Source organism: Streptomyces sp. 15-116A (assembly GCF_025290915.1).
Classification (GTDB): Bacteria; Actinomycetota; Actinomycetes; order Streptomycetales; family Streptomycetaceae; genus Streptomyces.
On sequence record NZ_JAOCQE010000117.1, the window covers coordinates 1 to 18,582 of the forward strand.

Below are 18,582 nucleotides of genomic sequence, written 5' to 3' on the forward strand. Positions count from 1 at the left end.
GCCGGGCCGGTGGTGGTGGCGGTGGGGGCGGGAGCGGTGGTCATGGGGCGGCGGGGCCTTCCGCGTCTCGTACGGCGTGGGTTGCTGTGGTGGTGGGGTGGGTGGTGCGTTTCCCTCCGACCCGTTCACCGCGGATGCAGGGGCGAACGCGGCTTCCGGCGGTCATGCCGCTGCTCGTTCGGGGGCGCGGGCTGTGGCCGGTGCCGCCGTCGGCGTCGGCCTGGTGGCCGGGCCGGCGGTGTGGCGGCGTACGAGGCGGAAAGCGGCGTAGGCCAGGAGCGCGGTGAGGAGGAGCACCGCGGCGGGGGCCACCAGGTGGAGGGGCCAGAAGTGGGACGCCGGGTGGACGTCGCGGTAGAAGGCGACGGCGTTCAGGTCGGCGAGTTCCGCTCGGCAGCCGGGGAGGTGGCTGCTGCCGCAGGGGGCGGGGAGGCGGGTGCCGTCGGCGGTCAGGATGCCCTCGCCCGCCTCGATGCCGGCGCCCGGCGGTCCTTCGCCCAGACTGCCGCGCTCGGTCACGGTGGTCCACAGGTGCGGCAGCACGAGGTGGACGGCGGTCCACAGCCCGGCGAGGGCGACGGCGGCCGTGGCGAGCGCGGCCAGGGTGCGGCGCAGCAGCAGGCCCGTGAGGACGCCGACGGCGAGTCCGGCGAGGGCCAGGGCGACGGGGAGGACGCCGTTCGCGTAGAAGGTCGGCATGTCGTACCAGGGCTTGGCGGTGTCGATGCGGCCGTTCCCCGCCGTCCAGGCCCGGCGGTGCAGCCAGACCAGCAGGCCGGTCGAGACGGTGATCAGCAGCGCCGGGAAGGCGAGCCGGGCGGCCAGCCAGCGGGTCGGGGAGACGGCCTGGGTCCAGGCGAGCCGGGCGGTGCCGGACTCCAGCTCGCGGCCGGTCAGGGAGGCGCCCGCCCACGCGGCGACCAGGAACGGCGCGGCGAGCACGGCGGTCGTCGTGTACGTGTACGTGTCCTTGTAGCGCAGGATCGCGTCCTGGTCGTAGGAGCAACGCGGGGCGAACGCGCAGGCGTTGTACTCCTTCCACGCTGTCGCCGCCGCGTCGGTGAGCGGGCCGCCGAGCCACAGCAGGGCTGCGCCGGTGACCAGGGTGAACGCCGCCCAGGCGAGCGCGGCCGGGCGGTGCAGGCGCAGCAGCCAGCGCAGTTGACGGGGCGCGGGGCGCCCGGAGGCGGGTGCGGGGGTCACGCGGCGGTCTCCGTGGTGTCGTGGGCGGCCGGCGTCAGCGCCGGGGCCTCGGGGTTGCGCAGATGGGACAGGACCAGCTCCTCCAGCGAGGGCGCGTCCTTGCGCCAATCGCCGGGCAGGGGGCCCGTGGGGCGGATCAGCGCGCTGAGCTGGCGTCCGGTGGTGCGGGACTCGACGACCTGGTGCGGAGCGAGTTCCGTCGCCGCCGGGGCGGACACGCGGGTGTGGGCGGCGAGCAGCTCGTCGATCTCGCCGGCGAGACGGACCCGGCCGCCGCCGATCAGCAGCAGATGGTCGCAGGAGTCCTCCAGCTCGGCGACGACGTGCGAGGACAGCACGATCGTCGTGCCGTGCCCGGCGGCCTGCCCCATCAGCATGCCCATCAGCTCGTGCCGGGCCAGCGGATCGAGGTCGGCCATCGGCTCGTCCAGGAGCAGCAGTTCGGGCCGCTTGCCGAGGGCCAGCGCGAGCGCCACCCGGGTGCGCTGGCCGCCGGAGAGGGCGCGGATCCGGCGGGACGGGTCCAGGTCGCCGCCGGCCACGACCCGCCGCGCGGTGTCCGCGTCCCAGCGGCCGGGGTTGAGGTCGGCGCCCATGCGCAGCGTCTCGGCGACCGTGAGCTGCGGGTACAGCGGCTTGGCCTGGTCGACGAAGCCGACGCGCGGCCGGGCGGACGCCGGGTCGGTGCCGAGGACGGCGACCGTGCCCTCGGTGGGGGCCAGCAGCCCGGCGGCGAGCGCGAGCAGCGTCGACTTGCCCGCGCCGTTGGGGCCGACGACGGCGCAGACGCGGCCGGCGGGCAGCCGGAAGGAGCAGTCGCGCAGCGCCCAGGTGTCCCGTCGTCGGCCGAAGCGCTTGCCGAGCGCGGCTGCCTCGAGGGCCGGGTCGGTCATATGGGGTCTCCCTGAGAGGTGGGCCGGGGGGCCGGGAAGTGCGTGTCGAGTACGGCGGTGAACAGCGCGGCCACGTCCTCGCGTTCCAGGCCGGCCTCGTGGGCCCGTGCCGCCCAGTCCTCCAGCTCCGCGCGCAGCGGGGAGTCGGCCGGGGCGGAGCCCAGTGAGCGCCGTACGAAGGTGCCGAGGCCGCGGCGGGCCTCGACCAGGCCCTCGCGCTCCAGCTCGCGGTAGGCCTTCAGCACGGTGTTCGGATTGACGGCGGTGGCCTCCACGACCTCCCGGGCCGTGGGCAGCTGGTCGCCGGGCACCAGCAGGCCCAGGCGCAGGGCCTGTTTGGTCTGCTGCACGATCTGGACGTAGGTGGCCACGCCGCTGTGCCGGTCGATGCGGTACTCGACCACTCGGTGCACCACCCTTTCACTAATTGAGTAGTGAAAGGGTGGTGCAAGGGTGCCCGGAAGTCAACTGCGAGGGTGTGCCGGGCAGCGTGAACCGCCCACCGGTGTCACATCACAAGACCTGAGGTGACCTCACCCGCGTCGGCTCACGTCTCCGTCCGGTACATCAGATCCGTCTCGTGGGTCACGAAACCCAGCCGCTCGTACACCGACACCGCCGCCTTGTTGTCGGCGTCGACGTACAGCATCGCCGTCGGCAGCCCCCGCCCCGCCAGGTGGCGCAGGCCGATCGTCGTCAGGGACTTGCCGAGGCCGCCGCCCTGCGCGTCGGGGCTCACCCCGAGGACGTACACCTCGCCCAGGCCCTCCTCCGCGTGCACCTTCGTCCAGTGGAAACCGACGATGCGGCCCTCCCGTTCGGCGAGGAAGAAGCCCTCGGCGTCGAACCAGGGCTCGGCCTTGCGGTCGTCGAGGTCGCGCTGGGTGAGGGAGCCCTGCTCCGGATGGTGGGCGAAGGCGGCGGCGTTGACCGCGAGCCAGGCCGCGTCGTCCTGCCCGGGCACGAAGGTGCGGACCGTCACGCCCTCCGGCAGCACCGGCTCGGGCAGGTCGAGCCCCGCCAACGGCCGCCGCATCTGACGGAGTTCACGGAACAGCGTGAGACCGAGCACCTGCGCCAGATGCCGCGCCGCGGAGTGACCCCCGTGCGCCCACACCCGCAGCCGCTTGCCGGACGCGGCGAGCAGCGCCGCACCGAGCGCCCGCCCGTGGCCGTGCCCGCGGTGCGAGGGGTGCACGACGAGTTCGGCGGCGGGCGGCTCCACCGGGTCGGTGTCCTCCAGCTGGGCGTATCCGACGAGTTCACCGTCGACGGACAGCAGCAGATGGGCGACGCCCTCCCGCTCCCCGCCCCGCAACTGCAGCCGCCCCTGCTCGGACACCGCCTGCTGACCGTCGGTCCGGGCGGCCTCCGCGAGCAGCGCGAGCACCGCCTCGATCTGCTCCGGGGAGAGCGCGGCGTAGGTCTGGAGCGAGCGGGGCCGCCCGGGCCGCGCGATGTCGTCGCTGGTCATGCGTACGAGAGTAAAGGGCACGGGCCGCAAAACGGACGGCAACGGCGGCACGGAAGGGAAGCAGGGCGTCGGGAGTCGTACGCGATCGGAAGAATAAACCAGGATGTAACCCCGAACCCCCTGTCGCGCTACGCGCGTTGACTCTAGGCTGCGCCCGGGCCACACACGGCCCACCAAGACCCACAGGGACCCACAGGGGGGCGTATGCCAGCCACTTCCCCGGCGCACCACCCGCGCCGCAGACGCCGTACGAACCGTCTCCTCGCGACCGCAGCCGGCGTCCTGACCGTCGGCGCGCTGGCCGCGGCGGCCCTGCCCGGGTCGGCGAGCGCGGGCGAGAACACGTCGAGCAAGGGCGCGTCGCACGGCCACACGTTCCCCGGCCGCTACCAGGACGTACAGCTCCTCTCCTTCAACGACCTGCACGGCAACCTCGAACCGCCCGCGGGCTCCTCCGGCCGGGTCACCGAGATCCAGCCGGACGGCACGACGAAGACCATCGACGCGGGCGGTGTGGAATACCTCGCCACCCATCTGCGCGAGGCCCGCAAGGGGAACCGCTACTCCATCACCGCGGCCGGCGGCGACATGGTCGGCGCGTCCCCGCTCATCTCGGGCCTGTTCCACGACGAGCCGACGATCGAGGCGCTGAACAAGCTCGACCTGGACGTCACGTCCGTCGGCAACCACGAGTTCGACGAGGGCGCGGCGGAACTCACCCGCCTGCAGAACGGCGGCTGCCACCCGACCGACGGCTGCTACACCGACAAGAAGTTCAAGGGCGCCGACTTCCCGTACCTGGCGGCGAACGTCCTGAACGAGAAGACCAAGAAGCCCCTCCTCGACCCCTACTGGGTGTGGAGGAAGAACGGCGTCAAGGTCGGCTTCATCGGCGTGACCCTGGAGGGCACCCCGGACATCGTCTCGGCGGAGGGCGTCAAGGGCCTCGCCTTCAAGGACGAGGTCGAGACGATCAACAAGTACGCCAAGGAACTGCGCCGCAAGGGCGTGAAGTCCATCGTGGCGCTCATCCACGAGGGCGGCTTCCCGGCGTCCCAGTCGTACAACTACGACTGCGACTCCCCGGGCGCCGGCGACGGCATCTCCGGCCCGATCGCGGACATCGCGAAGAACGTCACGCCCGACGTGGACGCGCTGGTCACCGGCCACACCCACGCGGCGTACGTCTGCACGATCCCCGACCCGGCGGGCAAGCCCCGTATGGTCACCTCGGCGGCGTCCTTCGGCCGCCTCTACACGGACACGACGCTGACCTACGACCGCTTCACAGGTGACATCGCCCGTACGTCGGTGAAGTCCGCGAACCACGTGGTGACCCGGGACGTCCCCAAGGCGCCCGACATGACCGCGCTCATCGACAAGTGGAACACCCTCGCCGCCCCGATCGGCAACCGCCCCATCGGCTACATCTCCGCCGACATCTCCCGCGACGGCACGGAGTCCCCGCTCGGCGACCTGATCGCCGACGCGCAACTGGCGTACGCGAAGACGCTGGACCCGTCGGCGGACCTGGCGCTGATGAACCCCGGCGGCATCCGGGCCCCGCTGACCTACGCGGCGAAGGCGGGCGAGGGCGACGGCGTGGTGACGTACGCCGAGGGCTTCACGGTCCAGCCGTTCGCCAACACGGTGAACCTGCAGGACTTCACGGGCGCGCAGCTGATCCAGGCGCTCAAGGAGCAGGTGAGCGGCGCGAACGAGGCGGCGCCGAAGGTCCTCCAGATCTCGTCCGGCCTGACGTACACCCTGGACCTGACGAAGACGGGCGCGGACCGGGTCGTCACGGACTCCGTCAAGCTGAACGGCCAGCCGATCGACGAGGGCGCCACCTACCGCGTCGCGACCAACAGCTTCCTCGCGGGCGGCGGCGACGGCTTCCCGACCCTCGGCCAGGGCACGAACGACCTGGTGGGCGAGGACGATCTGACGGCGCTGGAGCAGTACCTGACGGCCAATTCGTCGGCGACGGACCCGCTGGAGCCGCCGAAGGCGGACCGGATCACGGTCGTGAACTAGGTCGCATACCTCGGGCAGAGGTTGCGGGTGGGGCCGGTACGCATGATCGGATGGATCGATGCGTACCCCCCACCGCATAACCGCGCATCACCGCCGCCCGAACCCGTACGACGAACTCGGCGCCCTCGACGAGGGCCCTCTGCAGGAGACCCGGCTGGAGGACTTTTTCGGCCGTGCCTCCTGGGATCCGGAGGGCTCGGTCGAGGGCGCCGGGCGCTCTGCGGGTGCTGAGGACGCATCGGATTCCGAGGATCCCTGGTCCCCGCCTGTACACCGCAGAGGCGGCCGCAGTCGCCGTCGCCGGCGCCGCTTCTCCAGCCTGCCGCTCGCCGCGAAGGCGCTGGTGGCGGTGCTGGTCCTCATCGCGTTCCTGACGCTGGCGGACCGCTGGGCCGTGCTGTACGCGGAACACCGTGCCGCGGACGTCCTGCGGGACCGCATGAACCTGGCCGCCGCTCCCGAAGTGGAGATCGGCGGCTTCCCCTTCCTCACCCAGGCCGCCAGCGGACGGCTGGACTCCGTCCGCCTGACGGTCCCGGACGTGGCGGCCGACCGTGTCTCGCTGGCCCGGGTCAGCGCCACGGCGCGGGACGTACGCCTGGACACCGAGGGCGCGTTCTCCGTACGGGGCGCGGGGGCCCCGCGTCTCGACGGCGAGGTGCTGCTCTCCTTCGCCGACCTCAACCGCGAACTCGGCGCGTCCCAGGTGACCTTCACCGGCGTGGGCGGCGACAGGATCCGCGCCCGCGGCACGCTGCCCGTCGCCGGTCATGACCTGCGGGTGAGCGCGGAGGCGCGGATCCGGCGGGACGGTGAGCGGGGCATCTCGACCAGCATCGGCGGCATGCGCCTGGAGATAGGTGAGCTGGCGACGTACCGCCCCGGCACCCGCGCGTCCCAGGGCCTGCACCTCACCCCGGCCGCCGCGGCCGATGTGGCCCGGGAGTCCCGCAAGGCGAAGGCGTTGCTCTCGCTGCCGGCGATGGCACGACGGCTCGGCGTGCCGGATGCGGTGATCCGTGAGGCCCTGAGCGACGACGGCAAGCTGACCGAGCTGACCGGCTCCCCGAGCTTCGCCCGCAAGGCGGCCCGCCTCAACCTGGTCGACCTGGCCCTGGACCACCCCGAGACCCTCCGCCGCCTGGGCCTGGACCCCAACCTCCTGGACACCCTCACCCACCTCACCCGCCCGGCCCTCGCCGACCACCTCTCCCTCGCCTTCACCCTCCCGTCCCCACCCCACGGCGAACTCCGCCTGCGGGACGTACGGGTGGAGAAGGAGGGGATCAGGGTGCGGGTGACGGGGGAGGACCTGTCGACGGGGAACTGAGCCGGGGCCGCGCACAGGACGGTGATGTGGCCTCAGGGCGATTGTGCAACGGGCTGTTGCACACAACGTGTTGCCCCATCTCCCCAATGCATCTGGACACGTTCCGTGCTGACGGCGCGCTACGCGCGGAGGCGCGTCGGCGCGGCGCGAGGAGCGGCGGTGCCGGAAGGGATCCTCGGCACCGCCGCAGTGGTCGTACGCCCCCGTCGGCTCAGCTGCTCAGCTGGGCCAGTAGATCCAGCCGGAGCAGCCCACGTGGTCCTCGCAGACCCGGAACTGCTTGATCTGGGAGTTGTAGGTGGCCCAGGGACCCCAGTCGCCCTTGGCGCCGTTGCCGTCCCACTGGGAGACGTGGGCGCCGTTGGCCAGGTAGGCGTCCGCGTAGACGCCGTTGCCGTCGCGCTCCCCGTCGAAGGCGCGCATCGAGTAGCTCGTCGCCTGCGCTTGGTCGGAACCGTGGCTGGCGGTGGCCGCCGAGGCCGACGTGGCGGTGGTGATGGCCAGGAGTGCGGCACCGGCGAGGACCGTCGAGGTCCTCAGCAGATTCCTCGCTGACAGTTTCACGTGTTCCCCCTTGCTGGTGTGCGGCCGACATGACCGCGGTCGAGGCTCACGCTAGGGAGCGCGGGAGGTGCGGTGCCAGCAGGGAATCCGCCAACTGCGTTGTTGAATAAGGGAGTTGAGGAATCCGGAGGCCGGCGGTCGAAGGGACTGCCGCTGGCCGGTTGTCGGTGGCAGGCGGTGTAATGGTGTCCATGGGACTCGTGACCTTGGACCTCCCCGCACCGGGACAGATGCGGGGCCGCTGGGCCGCGTTCGCGGCGATCTGCGCGGCCCGGGGCTGGGGCGACATGTGCCGTGCGGACGGTCCCGTCTGGCATTTCGACGACGGCGGGGGCAACTGGGCGGACCTGCATCACCTCGGCGCCGCCCGCGCGGTCCTGACGGGATACGACCACGAGTACTCGGAGACGTACTACGGACCGGCCGCGGAGGAGTTCGGCGAGGAGCAGACGGACCTGCTCGCCGGGGCCCCCGACTGGTGGCACCCGGTGGCGCGGCGCTCCCTGGACGAGAAGCGCTACGTGGGCTTCGTCTACGGCTTCGAAGCGGACCCGGTGACCGGCGGCCGGTGGCAGCGCGCCGCGTACCACACCGAGGACGGCTTCCACAGCGTGGGCCTGCCCGCCGTGACCCTCGAGTCGACCCGCGAGAGCATCCTCGAATTCACCCGCGAGGCACCGGGACTCGGCGGAGCACTGCCCCGCCCGGACGCGGTCGACGCGCTGATCGCGGCGGACGGAGAGGTCACGGCGGCGCAGGTGACCGCGGTCATCGGGGAGGGCGGAGCCTGGGACGCGGAAGCGGGAGCGGCGGCGGCCAGAAGATTCCGCATGCACTGATCCGGACGACGGCCCTTGGTCGATGTCGATGTCGATGTCGATGTCGATGCCGGTGTCGGTCCCGTGCCGGTGCCGGTGCCGATGCCGGTCCCGTGTCAGTGCCAGTCGCGGGCGTCGTACAGATACACCACCAGAGCCCGGCCCTCGGTGCGCGAGGCGGTGCGTGCCAGCGCCATGGCGGCGCCGGGGTCGTAGGCGTCCTGCGGAGTGACCATCGCGGCCGGCGAGGTGAGAACCCGGTACCCGCACACGGACCGACGCCAGTTGTCGAGGTAGAGCGTCTCGCCCTCGGGCGGGTCCACCGGATCCACCCGGGGATCCCGGTGCAGCACCGGCCATTCCCGCACGACCTCACCATGCCGCAGCACCGCCACCTTCTGCGCTGCCCACAGGATCTTGTATCCCCAGGGAATCCAGCGATGCAGCTCCGGGTCGTCGAACCGGCCGGGATCAGTGAACGCATACGAAGGCCGCTGCCCCCCGAACAACACGTACTGCGGTCCGCTCCGCACGGCGTCGAACAACTCGACACGGTCCGCTTCGCCGGGCGGATACGGCCAGTGATCCATCCCCATACACCGATCCTGGCAGCTCACGCCCCGCCCCGCCCACGGATACGCCCACCCCGGCTGACCGCGATGCGCGGCACGTCCTCCAGTGGCGATCCGGGAGACGTCCTCCCTCACCGTCTGTCCTACGATCGGCGACGGCATCTGGCGCTGTCGAACTCGATGCCGTTCATCAGGTACGTACAGAGGGAGCGTCGGTCATGAAGTACACGCCCGACCTCTGTAGCGACGCCTGGCACACGTCGAGTTGCAGCGACGGGGGCGACTCGAACTGCGCTGCTGATCCTTCTCGGACTGCTCAACGCGCTGTGGTGCTGCTAACAGACCCAACCAGATGTGTCGGTACGGGGCACCGCCAGAGTTGGCAAACCCACAGATTGTGTGCCACGTGAGCAAGAGGAGCGAACCGAACCTCCAGCAATGGGCTGAGGAGGGTCGTCGCAACATCATCGACGTCGCGGACATGCTCGGGGTCCCTCCGGAGATGTACACCCGTGACGCCATGAGCCTCATTCCGGCCCTCCAGGACTACGTCTCGCGCGCTCCGCTCGACGAGTTCGAGCAATCCGACTGGATCACACTGCACGCCGACCTGGCGTCCTACGTAGCTGACTTCCTCATCCAGAGACACGACGCGCGTTGGGCTGTGACGGACAACCCCACCGCACCCCGTGAACACCGCTACGTCATCGAGGCGACCGGGCACGACGGCCTGACCCGCCAGATCGACCCCATCGAAGTCGTGAGAATGGAGTTCGCCAGTCCTCCGATTGACATCGTCCGGATGCTGGCCACCGCAGAACTCATCCTGCGCGGCGGATGACGTGGCTCTGCGTGCACTGCCGGTTCGTCATGTCGAGATGAGGAACGTGTCCGTACCGACGAGGATTGGGCGTCCCCCGGCGGAGATCGGTCATCCCGAGCCAAGCAGACTCCAGGAAGAGTTCGTGGAGGAAACCACGAAGGATGTCGAACGCCTGGAACAGTCCGCCGGTGGCTTCGGGCTTGCCTTCAGTAGCGCACTGCATACGGCCAAGACGCAGTGTTCGCTTGATCCCGCGGCGGAAAGGCTCGAGACGTGGGAATTCTGGGTGATGGCGATGCAGGTCGGCTCTGCGCTCTTCGCGTCGGCCACTGCCCCGGAGGGTTCGACCGTGGAGTGTGTGATCGCTCACGAAGTGCGCTCGATCCCGGCGGTGGGGGTCACGCACTTCGTGGACGCCGGTACGTGGCTGGACGCCTTCTGGCTTGCCGTGATCTGCCGTGATCAGGATCGGATGACGCAGCTCTGCCGGGTGCCTGTGGAGACGCTGCGTGCTTCGGGTGCGGTGTTCGAGGAGTACATCTACGACTGGGTCGATGTCCTTCAGACGTACTGGCTGGAGCGGCCGGGGCTGGGCGAGAAGCTGGTCTCGACGTTCGACAAGACGGATCCGGATCAGCTCCGCTTCGAGGACCGGGAGTTGATGCTCAAGATTCTCTATCCGCCGGTCAATGTGTTCTACCGGTTCATCAGCCGGGACCCGGACAGGTTCAACGAGGCGCTTGTGCAGGCGGTCCAGCTGCACAAGGAGTACTGGACGGCGGACGTCGAGGAGCGGAAGGAGAGCGGCGACGGTGATGTCGCCCTTGCTCCCCTCGCTCTCGCCTGCCTCGCATACGACGCGGGCCGGCCCATCGAGGTCGAGTCGGAGTACCTGCCCGAGCATCTGCTGAAGGGCAGCTGGCTCGGTGAGTTCCCCACGTGACCGAGGCGAGCGGTGCTGACGATCGCGGGTCGTCCGGTCGGCGCGACGCGATCTCACCGTCTCCGCCCGCCTCGAACCACCCCCCGGCGCCTGTGACATTCACGGTCGGCCGCATGGAGGCCGGGGCGCTACGGCACCACCGGCTGGGCGACGGAACCGACCCCGAGGCGTGGCACCGGCTCCGGGAGCTGATCCGCTCGCTGCGTCAGCGCTGACGCTGTTACGGCACCTCCCCCGGCGGTGGTGTCGGGGCCCCCGGCAGGCGGATCGTGGCCGTGGTGCCGCCGTCCTTCGTCGGGGTCAGGGTGACCTCGCCGCCCGCCTGGCGGACCGTGCGGGCCACGATGGACAGGCCCAGGCCCGAGCCGGGGAGGGCGCGGGCGCTGGGGGAGCGCCAGAAGCGGTCGAAGACGTGGGGGAGTTCGTCGGGCGGGATGCCCGGACCGTGGTCGCGGATGGTGAGGACGCCGTCCGCCAAGCGGACCTCGATCGTGCCGCCCTCGGGGCTGAACTTCACCGCGTTGTCCAGAATGTTGACCACCGCCCGCTCCAGGGCGGCCGGCTCCGCGCGGACGTACCACGGCTGCACGTCCGCCGTGATCGTCAGCTCCGGGCCGCGCAGCCGGGCGCGGCGCAGCGCCGACTCGACGACGTCCTGCCACGCGACGATCTGCGCGCGGGCCGAGTGCTGGCCCACGTCCGGGCGGGACAGCTCCTGCAAGTCACCGATCAGTGCGGCCAGTTCCGTCATCTGTGCCTTCACCGACGCGAGCAGCGCCTTGCGGTCCTCGGGCGGGATCGGGCGGCCCGTCTCCTCGCTGCGGGTGAGGAGTTCGATGTTCGTCCGGAGGGAGGTCAGCGGCGTGCGCAGCTCGTGGCCGGCGTCCGCGATCAGCTGCTGCTGCAGGTCGCGGGAGCTGGCGAGGGCGGACGTCATGGAGTTGAAGGAGCGGGACAGGCGGGCCACCTCGTCGTCCGACTCCTCCTCCACGGGGATGCGGATGTCCAGATCCTCCGTGCGGGCCACGTGCTCGACGGCCTCGGTCAGCTTGTCGACGGGGCGGAGCCCTGCGCGGGCGACGGCGAGACCGGCGGCGGATGCGCCGAGTACGCCGACGCCGGAGACGAGGAGCAGGAGGAGGGCCAGTTCGTTGAGGGTGGAGCGGGTGCTGTCCAGGGGGACGGCCGCCACGTAGGCGTAGCCCTCGACCACACCCCGGCCGACGGGGGTCTTGACGGTGACCGCTGTGGTCAGCACGCGCACCGGGTCGCCGTTGCTGTCGGTGCCGTTGCGGAACGTGCCCTGGTCCGGATCCGGGTTCTCGGCCACGTCCTTGTCCTGGCCGGTGACCTTGACCGTCGCCGAGGCGAAGGGCAGCAGGCAGACCGTGCCGTCGGTGCGCACCAGCTGCCCGTACGTGGCGCTGCGCGGGCTGATGGTGTCCGTCTGAGGGGTCTGCCCGCAGGTGGACGCGAAATTCTCGAGCTGGCCCCGGTCGAAGACGACGACCGAGGACCGCAGGTCGTCGTCCAGCTCCCCGTACAGCTTCCCCTGCACGATGAACCAGCACGTCACCGACACCGCCGCCACCGCGAACGCCACCGCCGCCGCCACCAGCAACGCCAGCCGTGCCCGGATGGGCAGCGCACGGAAGCGGCGTACGACTTTGCTCACTCCGCGCCGCCCTGCCGCAGGACGTACCCCACGCCCCGCACCGTGTGCACCAGGCGCGGCTCGCCGGCCGCCTCCGTCTTGCGGCGCAGGTACATCACGTACACGTCCAGGGAGTTGGACGACGGCTCGAAGTCGAAGCCCCAGACGGCCTTCAGGATCTGCTCCCGGGTGAGGACCTGGCGCGGGTGTGCCATGAACATCTCCAGCAGGGTGAACTCCGTGCGGGTCAGCTCCACCGGCCGCCCGCCCCGCGTCACCTCCCGCGTCGCCAGGTTCATGCTCAGGTCGGCGAAGGTCAGGACGTCGCCCGAATCGGCGGACGCGGCCACCGCCGCCGCGTACGAGCTGCGGCGCAGCAGCGCGCGGATCCGGGCGAACAGCTCGTCCAGCTCGAACGGCTTGACCAGGTAGTCGTCGGCGCCCGCGTCCAGCCCCGTCACCCGGTCGCCGACCGTGTCCCGGGCGGTCAGCATCAGGATGGGAGTGAGATCACCGGTGCCGCGGATGCGGCGGGCGGTGGTCAGGCCGTCCATGCGGGGCATCTGGATGTCGAGGACGACCAGATCGGGTCGGTACGCCGCCGCCTTCTCCAGCGCGTCCGCGCCGTCCACGGCGACCTCCGTGTCGTACCCCTCGAAGGCCAGGCTGCGCTGGAGTGCCTCGCGGACCGCCGGTTCGTCGTCGACGATCAGGATGCGCTGCGGGGCACGGTCGCCTTCTGCGGGGACGGGGACGGGGACGGGGCTCATCGGTTGCGGTTCCTCTGTCTGCGGTGGGGGAGCTGAAGCCGGAGCTGCGGACTTTCAGCGTCGCACGACTCCAGCCGCGCGCGGGATCAGTCGCTCGCGCCCGCCCGCAGCTTCGCCAGGTCCGCCTTCACCGTGTTGACCGGGATGGCGAAGCCCAGCCCCACGCTGCCCGCGTCCGAGGACTCCGCGCCGCTCGCCGAGTACATCGCCGAGTTGATGCCGATGATGTTGCCGTTCATGTCGATCAGCGCGCCGCCGGAGTTGCCGGGGTTCAGGGACGCGTCGGTCTGGATCGCCTTGTACGTCGTCGTCGACCGCCCGGTGTCGCCGTTGAACTCCCGGCCGTCGTACTCGAACGGCCAGCCGCCGCCCTGCTGCCACTGCTGCTGCCCCTGGCTCTCGTCCGTGGAGACGGTCACGTCACGGTCGAGGGCGGAGACGATGCCGCTGGTCACGGTGCCGGTCAGCCCCTCGGGGGAGCCGATGGCCACGACCTGGTCGCCGACCTGCACGCCGTCGGAGTCGCCGAGGGTGGCCGCCTGGAGTCCGGAGGCGTCCTCGAGCTTGATCAGCGCGAGGTCCTTGGAGCTGTCGGTGCCGACGATCTCGGCGTCGTACGTCTTCCCGTCGCTGGTCTGCACCTTGATCGACGAGGCGCCGGCGACGACGTGGTTGTTGGTGACGATCTCGCCGTCACCGGTGATGATCACGCCGGAGCCGGTGGAGGAACCGGCGTTGGTGGCGGCCTTGATCTCCACGATGCTCGGGGTGACCGCCTTGGCGACGCCGGCCACGGTGCCCTTCTGACCGGCCGGCACCACGTTCGTGCTGGTGGAGCTGGAGGCCACCGTGTCGTTGCCGGTCAGCTCCTGGACGCCGTAGGCGGTGCCGCCGCCGACGGCCGCGGCGACGATCGCCACGGCGGCGAGCAGCGCGACCGGGCCGCGGTTGCGCTTCCTCCGCGGCCGCTCGGGCCGCTGCTCGGGCCGCTGCTCGGGCTGCGCGGCCTGCTCGGGCGGGAACGCCGGCGGGGGCGGCCACTCGGGGTTCACGTGACCGGGAGCGTGCACCTGGTCACCGGGGTTCACAGGAGAGGAGTAGTCCGTCATGGCAATGAGACTCGCGCCCGACGATGAGAGCATCCTGAGGACGGCCTGAGAAGCCCGACAGAAGCTCGTATGCCCGATATAAGGAAGCCCCGGCCGCTCCGAGGAAGCCCCGGCCGCTCCGAAGAAGCCCCGGTCCGCTCCGAAGAGGCCCCGGCTCGCGATCAGCCGCAGCCGCAGGACTGCCGTACCACCAACCGCGACGGGAACACCTTCAGCCGCTCCCGCCGCGACCCCGCCACCCGCAGACCGTCGTCGAGGACCAGGTCCACCGCCGCGCGGGCCATCGCCGAACGGTCGGACGCCACCGTGGTCAGCGGCGGGTCGGCGAGCGCCGCCTCCTTGATGTCGTCGAATCCGGCGACGGCGAGCTCGCCGGGCACGTCGATGCGCAGCTCGCGTGCCGCGCGCAGCAGGCCGATCGCCTGGTCGTCGGTGGAGCAGAAGATCGCGGGCGGGCGCTGCGGCCCGGAGAGGATGTCGAGGCCGACGCGGTAGGCGTCGTAGCGGTTGTACGGGGCCTCGAAGAGACGGCCCTCGGTCGGGACGCCGGCCTCGTCCATCGCCCGCCGCCAGCCCTCGACGTGGTCGGAGACCGGGTCGCCGACGGCGGGGGTCTCCGCGGTGCCGCCGACACAGGCGACGTACTCGTAGCCGTGTTCCAGCAGGTGGCGTACGGCGAGCTGGGCGCCGCCGAGGTCGTCGGTGACGACGGCGACGTCGTCGATGGCCTCGGGGCGCTCGTGCAGCAGGACGACCCGGGCGTCCCAGGCGTCGATCTCCGCGGCGGCCAGGTCGTTGAGCGCGTGGCTGACGAGGATCAGGCCGGAGACGCGCATCCCCAGGAAGGCCCGCAGATAGTGGACCTCGCGCTCGCCGATGTAGTCGGTGTTGCCGACGAGGACCATCTTTCCGCGCTCGGACGCGGCCTGCTCGACCGCGTGCGCCATCTCCCCGAAGAAGGGCTGGCGGGCGTCGGGGATGATCAGGCCTATGAGGTCCGTGCGCCGGGACGCCATCGCCTGCGCGACGCGGTCGGGCCGGTACCCCAGCTCCTTGATCGCGGCGAGCACCCGCTCGCGCGTGGCCGGGGCGACCGGCCGGGGTCCGTTGTTGATGACGTAGCTCACGACGGCGGTGGACGTACCCGCCAGCCGCGCCACATCATCCCTAGTCACCTTGGCCACGCGCGGAGTCTACGCGGATATACCCGGTCCGGGCAGGGCGTACGGGGGGTTATGTGCGGCACGCACTCACGCTCACGCCTTCGTGCGCACCGGGGTGCCGCCGGAAGCGCCGGCCGTGTCCGCCGCGCCCGCCGCGTCACCCGCGCCCGCCGCACCACCCCCGCCCGTCGCCGCCTTCGGCTTCGCGCGGTCCGCCTTGGCCTTGGCCTCCTCGGCGGCACGCTCGACCTTCTCCGGCGTGACGAACCGGTACCCGACGTTGCGTACGGTGCCGATCAGCGACTCGTGCTCGGGGCCGAGCTTGGCGCGCAGCCGCCGTACGTGCACGTCGACGGTGCGGGTGCCGCCGAAGTAGTCGTAGCCCCAGACCTCCTGGAGGAGCTGGGCGCGGGTGAAGACCCGGCCGGGGTGCTGCGCGAGGTACTTCAGCAGCTCGAACTCCTTGAAGGTGAGGTCGAGGACCCGGCCCTTGAGCTTGGCGGAGTAGGTCGCCTCGTCCACGGAGAGATCACCGTTGCGGATCTCCATGGGGGAGTCGTCGTTGACGATCTGCTGGCGGCCCATCGCCAGGCGCAGCCGGGCCTCCACCTCGGCGGGGCCCGCGGTGTCGAGGAGGACGTCGTCGATGCCCCAGTCCGCGGTGACGGCGGCCAGGCCGCCCTCGGTCACCACGAGGACGAGGGGGCAGCCGGGGCCGGTGGAGCGCAGCAGCTGGCACAGGCTGCGGACCTGAGGGAGGTCCCGGCGCCCGTCGACGAGGATGACGTCGGCGCCCGGGGTGTCGACGAGGGCGGGGCCCTCCGCGGGCGCCACGCGCACGTTGTGCAGCAGCAGACCGAGGGCGGGGAGCACCTCCGTCGACGGCTGAAGGGCGTTGGTCAGGAGCAGAAGAGAGCTCATCGCCGCCCACCTGCCCGGGTCGTCCTGCGGTCGTGCACGGTTCGCTCGCCCATAACGTCTGGTTCCTCCTCGGTCCCTGCGAGGACGTTTACGGCACTGCTGCGTGCGATCGAGGCCCGCGCCGACCAGGTCGACGCGTACACGTCGTATACAACGCTCCGAAAGCACAAAAGGACCCGGGGGCTTCGCTGCCCGAGTCCTCTCCGCAGCACAATAGCCGACATGAGCACCGGTCCGGCAGGTCATGTGGCACGTTCCACCCATCGTCCGAATGGTGAGACGGATGGCGGGCCGCCGACGGAGCCTGTCCGGACGTTTCTCCGGACGGCCGACGGGGTGTCGATCGATGCCGTGTACGAGCCCGGGGCGGGCGCCCGTGATCTGGTGTTCGTCGTCGCCCACGGGTTCACCGGGGACGCGGACCGGCCACATGTGCGCAGGGTGGCGCGGTCCTTCTCGCGGTACGGGGCCGTGGTGACGTTCTCGTTCCGGGGGCACGGGGCGTCGGGCGGTCTTTCGACCGTGGGGGACCGGGAGGTGCTGGACCTCGCGGCGGTGGTGTCGTGGGCCCGGGAACTGGGGCACGCGCGCGTGGCGACGGTCGGCTTCTCCATGGGCGGCTCGGTGGTGCTGCGGCACGCGGGGCTCGACGGGGACGCGGACGCCGTGGTCTCGGTGAGCGCACCCGCGCGGTGGTTCTACCGGGGGACCGCTCCGATGCGGCGCCTGCACTGGCTGGTGACACGGCCCGCGGGGCGGCTGGTGGGGCGCTACGGGCTGCGGACGCGGATCCATCGCCGCAGGTGGGACCCGGTGCCGTTGTCCCCGGTCGAGGCGGTGCCGCGGATCGCGCCGAGGCCGTTGCTGATCGTGCACGGGGAACGCGACGGGTACTTCCCGCTCGACCATCCGCGGATGCTGGCGGCCGCCGCCGGGGAGCACGGGGAGCTCTGGCTCGAGCCGGAGATGGGGCACGCGGAGAACGCGGCCCCGGAGGAACTGCTGCACCGGATCGGGGACTGGGTGGCCGGCCGGGCGGGCTAGCCTGGCGGTGTTCACCGGCGGGCGACGGAAGCGATTGAGGAACCAGCAGATGGCAAAGGTCACGGTGCGGTACTGGGCCGCCGCCAAGGCCGCGGCCGGGGTGGCCGAGGAGCCGTACGAGGCGGCGACGCTCGCGGAGGCACTGGACGCGGTGCGCGAGCGGCACCCCGGTGAGCTGGCGCGTGTGCTGCGGCGGTGCTCGTTCCTCGTCGACGGTGATCCCGCGGGGACCCGCGCGCATGAGACGGTACGGCTGGCCGACGGCGGCACGGTCGAGGTGCTTCCGCCGTTCGCGGGAGGGTGAGCGGAGCGATGACGAACCAGCCGTACGAGGGACAGCGGTACGAAGGACAGCCGCACCAGGGGCAGCCCTACGAGGGACAGCCGCACCAGGGGCAGCCCTACGACGGGCAGTCCTACGCGGGGCAGCCCTACGAGGGGCACAGCTCCTGGCAGGGGCACGCCTCCGGGCCGGGGCACAGCTCCTGGCAGGGATACGACGACCCGTACGCCGCGCAGCAGCACACGCAGCAGTGGCAGGGGCAGACGTGGGAGACGTCGGTGCAGCCGCCGGTGTCGCCTGTGTCCGCGGAGGAGACGGCGTATCTGCCGCCGCAGGACGCGGTGCACGCCGGGCCGATGCCCGCGGCCGCCCAGGACGCGTTCGTACCGGCCGGCGCCGCTCCCGCCCCAGCCCCGGTCCCTCCTGGTGACGTGCCCGAGTACGGCCCCGCGACGCTCGCCGGGAACGCGCGGATCACGGATGCGCAGCGGGCCCGCGCGGAGGGCCGGTCGCCGATCATCGAGCCCGGCATGCAGCCGGCGCTGCTGACCGCCGTACTGGGGCTGCTGCTGGCCGGCGGGGCGGCCCTCGGGACGTACGCGCTGCTCGTGCCGCTGGTGATCCTCCAGGGTGTCACGGCGGCGGGCTGGTTCCGGCTGAACGGGATGTGGCCGGCGCGGCAGGGCATCGCGCTGGGGTTCCTGGGCGCGCTGGTGGCGGACGCGGCGCTGCTGGTGTCCGACCGGTCGCCCGCGGCGATCCTCGGGACGCTGGGCGTGTGGGTGCTGCTGTCGCTGGTGCTGCAGCTGCGGTCGCACGCGGATCCGGACGAGCGGATGTACGGGCTGATGGCGACGGTCGCGGCGGCGGCGCTGGCGATCGTGGCGAGCGGCTATCTGGCGGCGGACGCGGACGCGGTGACGGTCGGGGCGATCGCGGTGGCGGCGGGTGTCGTGGCGCGGGCGGCGCCGGTGCCCACGG

General features: G+C 71.7%; 19 protein-coding genes. 8 read left to right on the plus strand and 11 right to left on the minus strand.

From position 1 onward, the window contains the following. Positions 1–162 precede the first annotated feature (162 nt). The 4 genes from N4P33_RS19450 to mshD all read right to left on the minus strand — a co-directional run bounded on the left by N4P33_RS19450 (position 163) and on the right by mshD (position 3,570). Positions 163–1,203: an ABC transporter permease gene (locus tag N4P33_RS19450; protein WP_260827908.1), complete on the minus strand. Its 1,041-nt coding sequence runs from the start codon at positions 1,201–1,203 to the stop codon at positions 163–165. Next, complete coding sequence (locus N4P33_RS19455; protein WP_260827909.1) at positions 1,200–2,096, minus strand: ABC transporter ATP-binding protein; 897 nt, start codon at positions 2,094–2,096, stop codon at positions 1,200–1,202. Before N4P33_RS19455 ends, N4P33_RS19450 begins: the two co-directional genes overlap by 4 nt. Beyond that, positions 2,093–2,500 carry a GntR family transcriptional regulator gene (locus N4P33_RS19460; protein ID WP_260827926.1) on the minus strand — a complete coding sequence of 136 codons (408 nt, stop codon included), beginning with the start codon at positions 2,498–2,500 and terminating at the stop codon, positions 2,093–2,095. The genes N4P33_RS19455 and N4P33_RS19460 overlap by 4 nt, the downstream gene beginning before the upstream one ends. Before the next feature lie 143 nt (positions 2,501–2,643). Further along, positions 2,644–3,570: a mycothiol synthase gene (gene mshD / locus N4P33_RS19465; RefSeq protein ID WP_260827910.1), complete on the minus strand. Its 927-nt coding sequence runs from the start codon at positions 3,568–3,570 to the stop codon at positions 2,644–2,646. A gap of 204 nt (positions 3,571–3,774) precedes the next feature. Between mshD and N4P33_RS19470 the strand changes: the two genes are divergently transcribed. Further along, the gene (locus N4P33_RS19470) at positions 3,775–5,607 is read left to right on the plus strand and encodes a bifunctional UDP-sugar hydrolase/5'-nucleotidase (RefSeq protein WP_260827911.1); all 1,833 of its coding nucleotides are present in this window, start codon (positions 3,775–3,777) and stop codon (positions 5,605–5,607) included. Positions 5,608–5,665: 58 nt separating this feature from the next. Further along, positions 5,666–6,937 (plus strand): DUF2993 domain-containing protein, encoded by a 1,272-nt coding sequence (locus tag N4P33_RS19475; RefSeq protein ID WP_260827912.1) that lies wholly within the window; start codon positions 5,666–5,668, stop codon positions 6,935–6,937. A gap of 219 nt (positions 6,938–7,156) precedes the next feature. Here the strand turns inward: N4P33_RS19475 and N4P33_RS19480 are convergent, their stop codons facing one another. Continuing rightward, on the minus strand, positions 7,157–7,501 hold the full coding sequence (locus N4P33_RS19480; protein ID WP_260827913.1) for a hypothetical protein: 345 nt from the start codon (positions 7,499–7,501) through the stop codon (positions 7,157–7,159). Positions 7,502–7,692: 191 nt separating this feature from the next. Between N4P33_RS19480 and N4P33_RS19485 the strand changes: the two genes are divergently transcribed. Next, on the plus strand, positions 7,693–8,340 hold the full coding sequence (locus N4P33_RS19485; RefSeq protein WP_260827914.1) for a proteophosphoglycan 5: 648 nt from the start codon (positions 7,693–7,695) through the stop codon (positions 8,338–8,340). A gap of 95 nt (positions 8,341–8,435) precedes the next feature. On the opposite strand, the gene N4P33_RS19490 is transcribed toward N4P33_RS19485, so the two are convergent. Continuing rightward, positions 8,436–8,915: a hypothetical protein gene (locus N4P33_RS19490; RefSeq protein ID WP_260827915.1), complete on the minus strand. Its 480-nt coding sequence runs from the start codon at positions 8,913–8,915 to the stop codon at positions 8,436–8,438. A gap of 382 nt (positions 8,916–9,297) precedes the next feature. Between N4P33_RS19490 and N4P33_RS19495 the strand changes: the two genes are divergently transcribed. Then, positions 9,298–9,732, plus strand: a complete 435-nt coding sequence (locus tag N4P33_RS19495; RefSeq protein ID WP_260827916.1) for a hypothetical protein — start codon at positions 9,298–9,300, stop codon at positions 9,730–9,732. 46 nt (positions 9,733–9,778) lie between these two features. After that, on the plus strand, positions 9,779–10,657 hold the full coding sequence (locus N4P33_RS19500; protein WP_260827917.1) for an immunity 49 family protein: 879 nt from the start codon (positions 9,779–9,781) through the stop codon (positions 10,655–10,657). A 220-nt stretch (positions 10,658–10,877) separates the two neighbouring features. Here N4P33_RS19500 and N4P33_RS19505 read toward each other — a convergent pair whose 3' ends face one another. The 5 genes from N4P33_RS19505 to N4P33_RS19525 all read right to left on the minus strand — a co-directional run bounded on the left by N4P33_RS19505 (position 10,878) and on the right by N4P33_RS19525 (position 16,274). Continuing rightward, a complete protein-coding gene (locus N4P33_RS19505) occupies positions 10,878–12,332 on the minus strand; it encodes a cell wall metabolism sensor histidine kinase WalK (protein WP_260827918.1) in 1,455 nt (484 codons plus the stop codon). Beyond that, entirely contained in the window at positions 12,329–13,081 is a 753-nt protein-coding gene (locus N4P33_RS19510) for a response regulator transcription factor (RefSeq protein WP_260827919.1), read from the minus strand. The genes N4P33_RS19505 and N4P33_RS19510 overlap by 4 nt, the downstream gene beginning before the upstream one ends. Before the next feature lie 86 nt (positions 13,082–13,167). Next, positions 13,168–14,190: a S1C family serine protease gene (locus N4P33_RS19515; RefSeq protein ID WP_260827920.1), complete on the minus strand. Its 1,023-nt coding sequence runs from the start codon at positions 14,188–14,190 to the stop codon at positions 13,168–13,170. 161 nt (positions 14,191–14,351) lie between these two features. After that, on the minus strand, positions 14,352–15,374 hold the full coding sequence (locus N4P33_RS19520; protein WP_260827921.1) for a LacI family DNA-binding transcriptional regulator: 1,023 nt from the start codon (positions 15,372–15,374) through the stop codon (positions 14,352–14,354). 72 nt (positions 15,375–15,446) lie between these two features. Beyond that, positions 15,447–16,274 carry a response regulator transcription factor gene (locus N4P33_RS19525; protein WP_260827922.1) on the minus strand — a complete coding sequence of 276 codons (828 nt, stop codon included), beginning with the start codon at positions 16,272–16,274 and terminating at the stop codon, positions 15,447–15,449. 222 nt (positions 16,275–16,496) lie between these two features. Between N4P33_RS19525 and N4P33_RS19530 the strand changes: the two genes are divergently transcribed. From N4P33_RS19530 to N4P33_RS19540, 3 genes are all read left to right on the plus strand, one after another. After that, positions 16,497–17,318 carry an alpha/beta hydrolase gene (locus tag N4P33_RS19530; RefSeq protein WP_260827923.1) on the plus strand — a complete coding sequence of 274 codons (822 nt, stop codon included), beginning with the start codon at positions 16,497–16,499 and terminating at the stop codon, positions 17,316–17,318. Positions 17,319–17,367: 49 nt separating this feature from the next. Continuing rightward, entirely contained in the window at positions 17,368–17,622 is a 255-nt protein-coding gene (locus N4P33_RS19535) for a MoaD/ThiS family protein (protein WP_260827924.1), read from the plus strand. Positions 17,623–17,630: 8 nt separating this feature from the next. Then, positions 17,631–18,582: hypothetical protein (locus N4P33_RS19540; protein WP_260827925.1), on the plus strand; the 952-nt coding region annotated here is incomplete at its 3' end.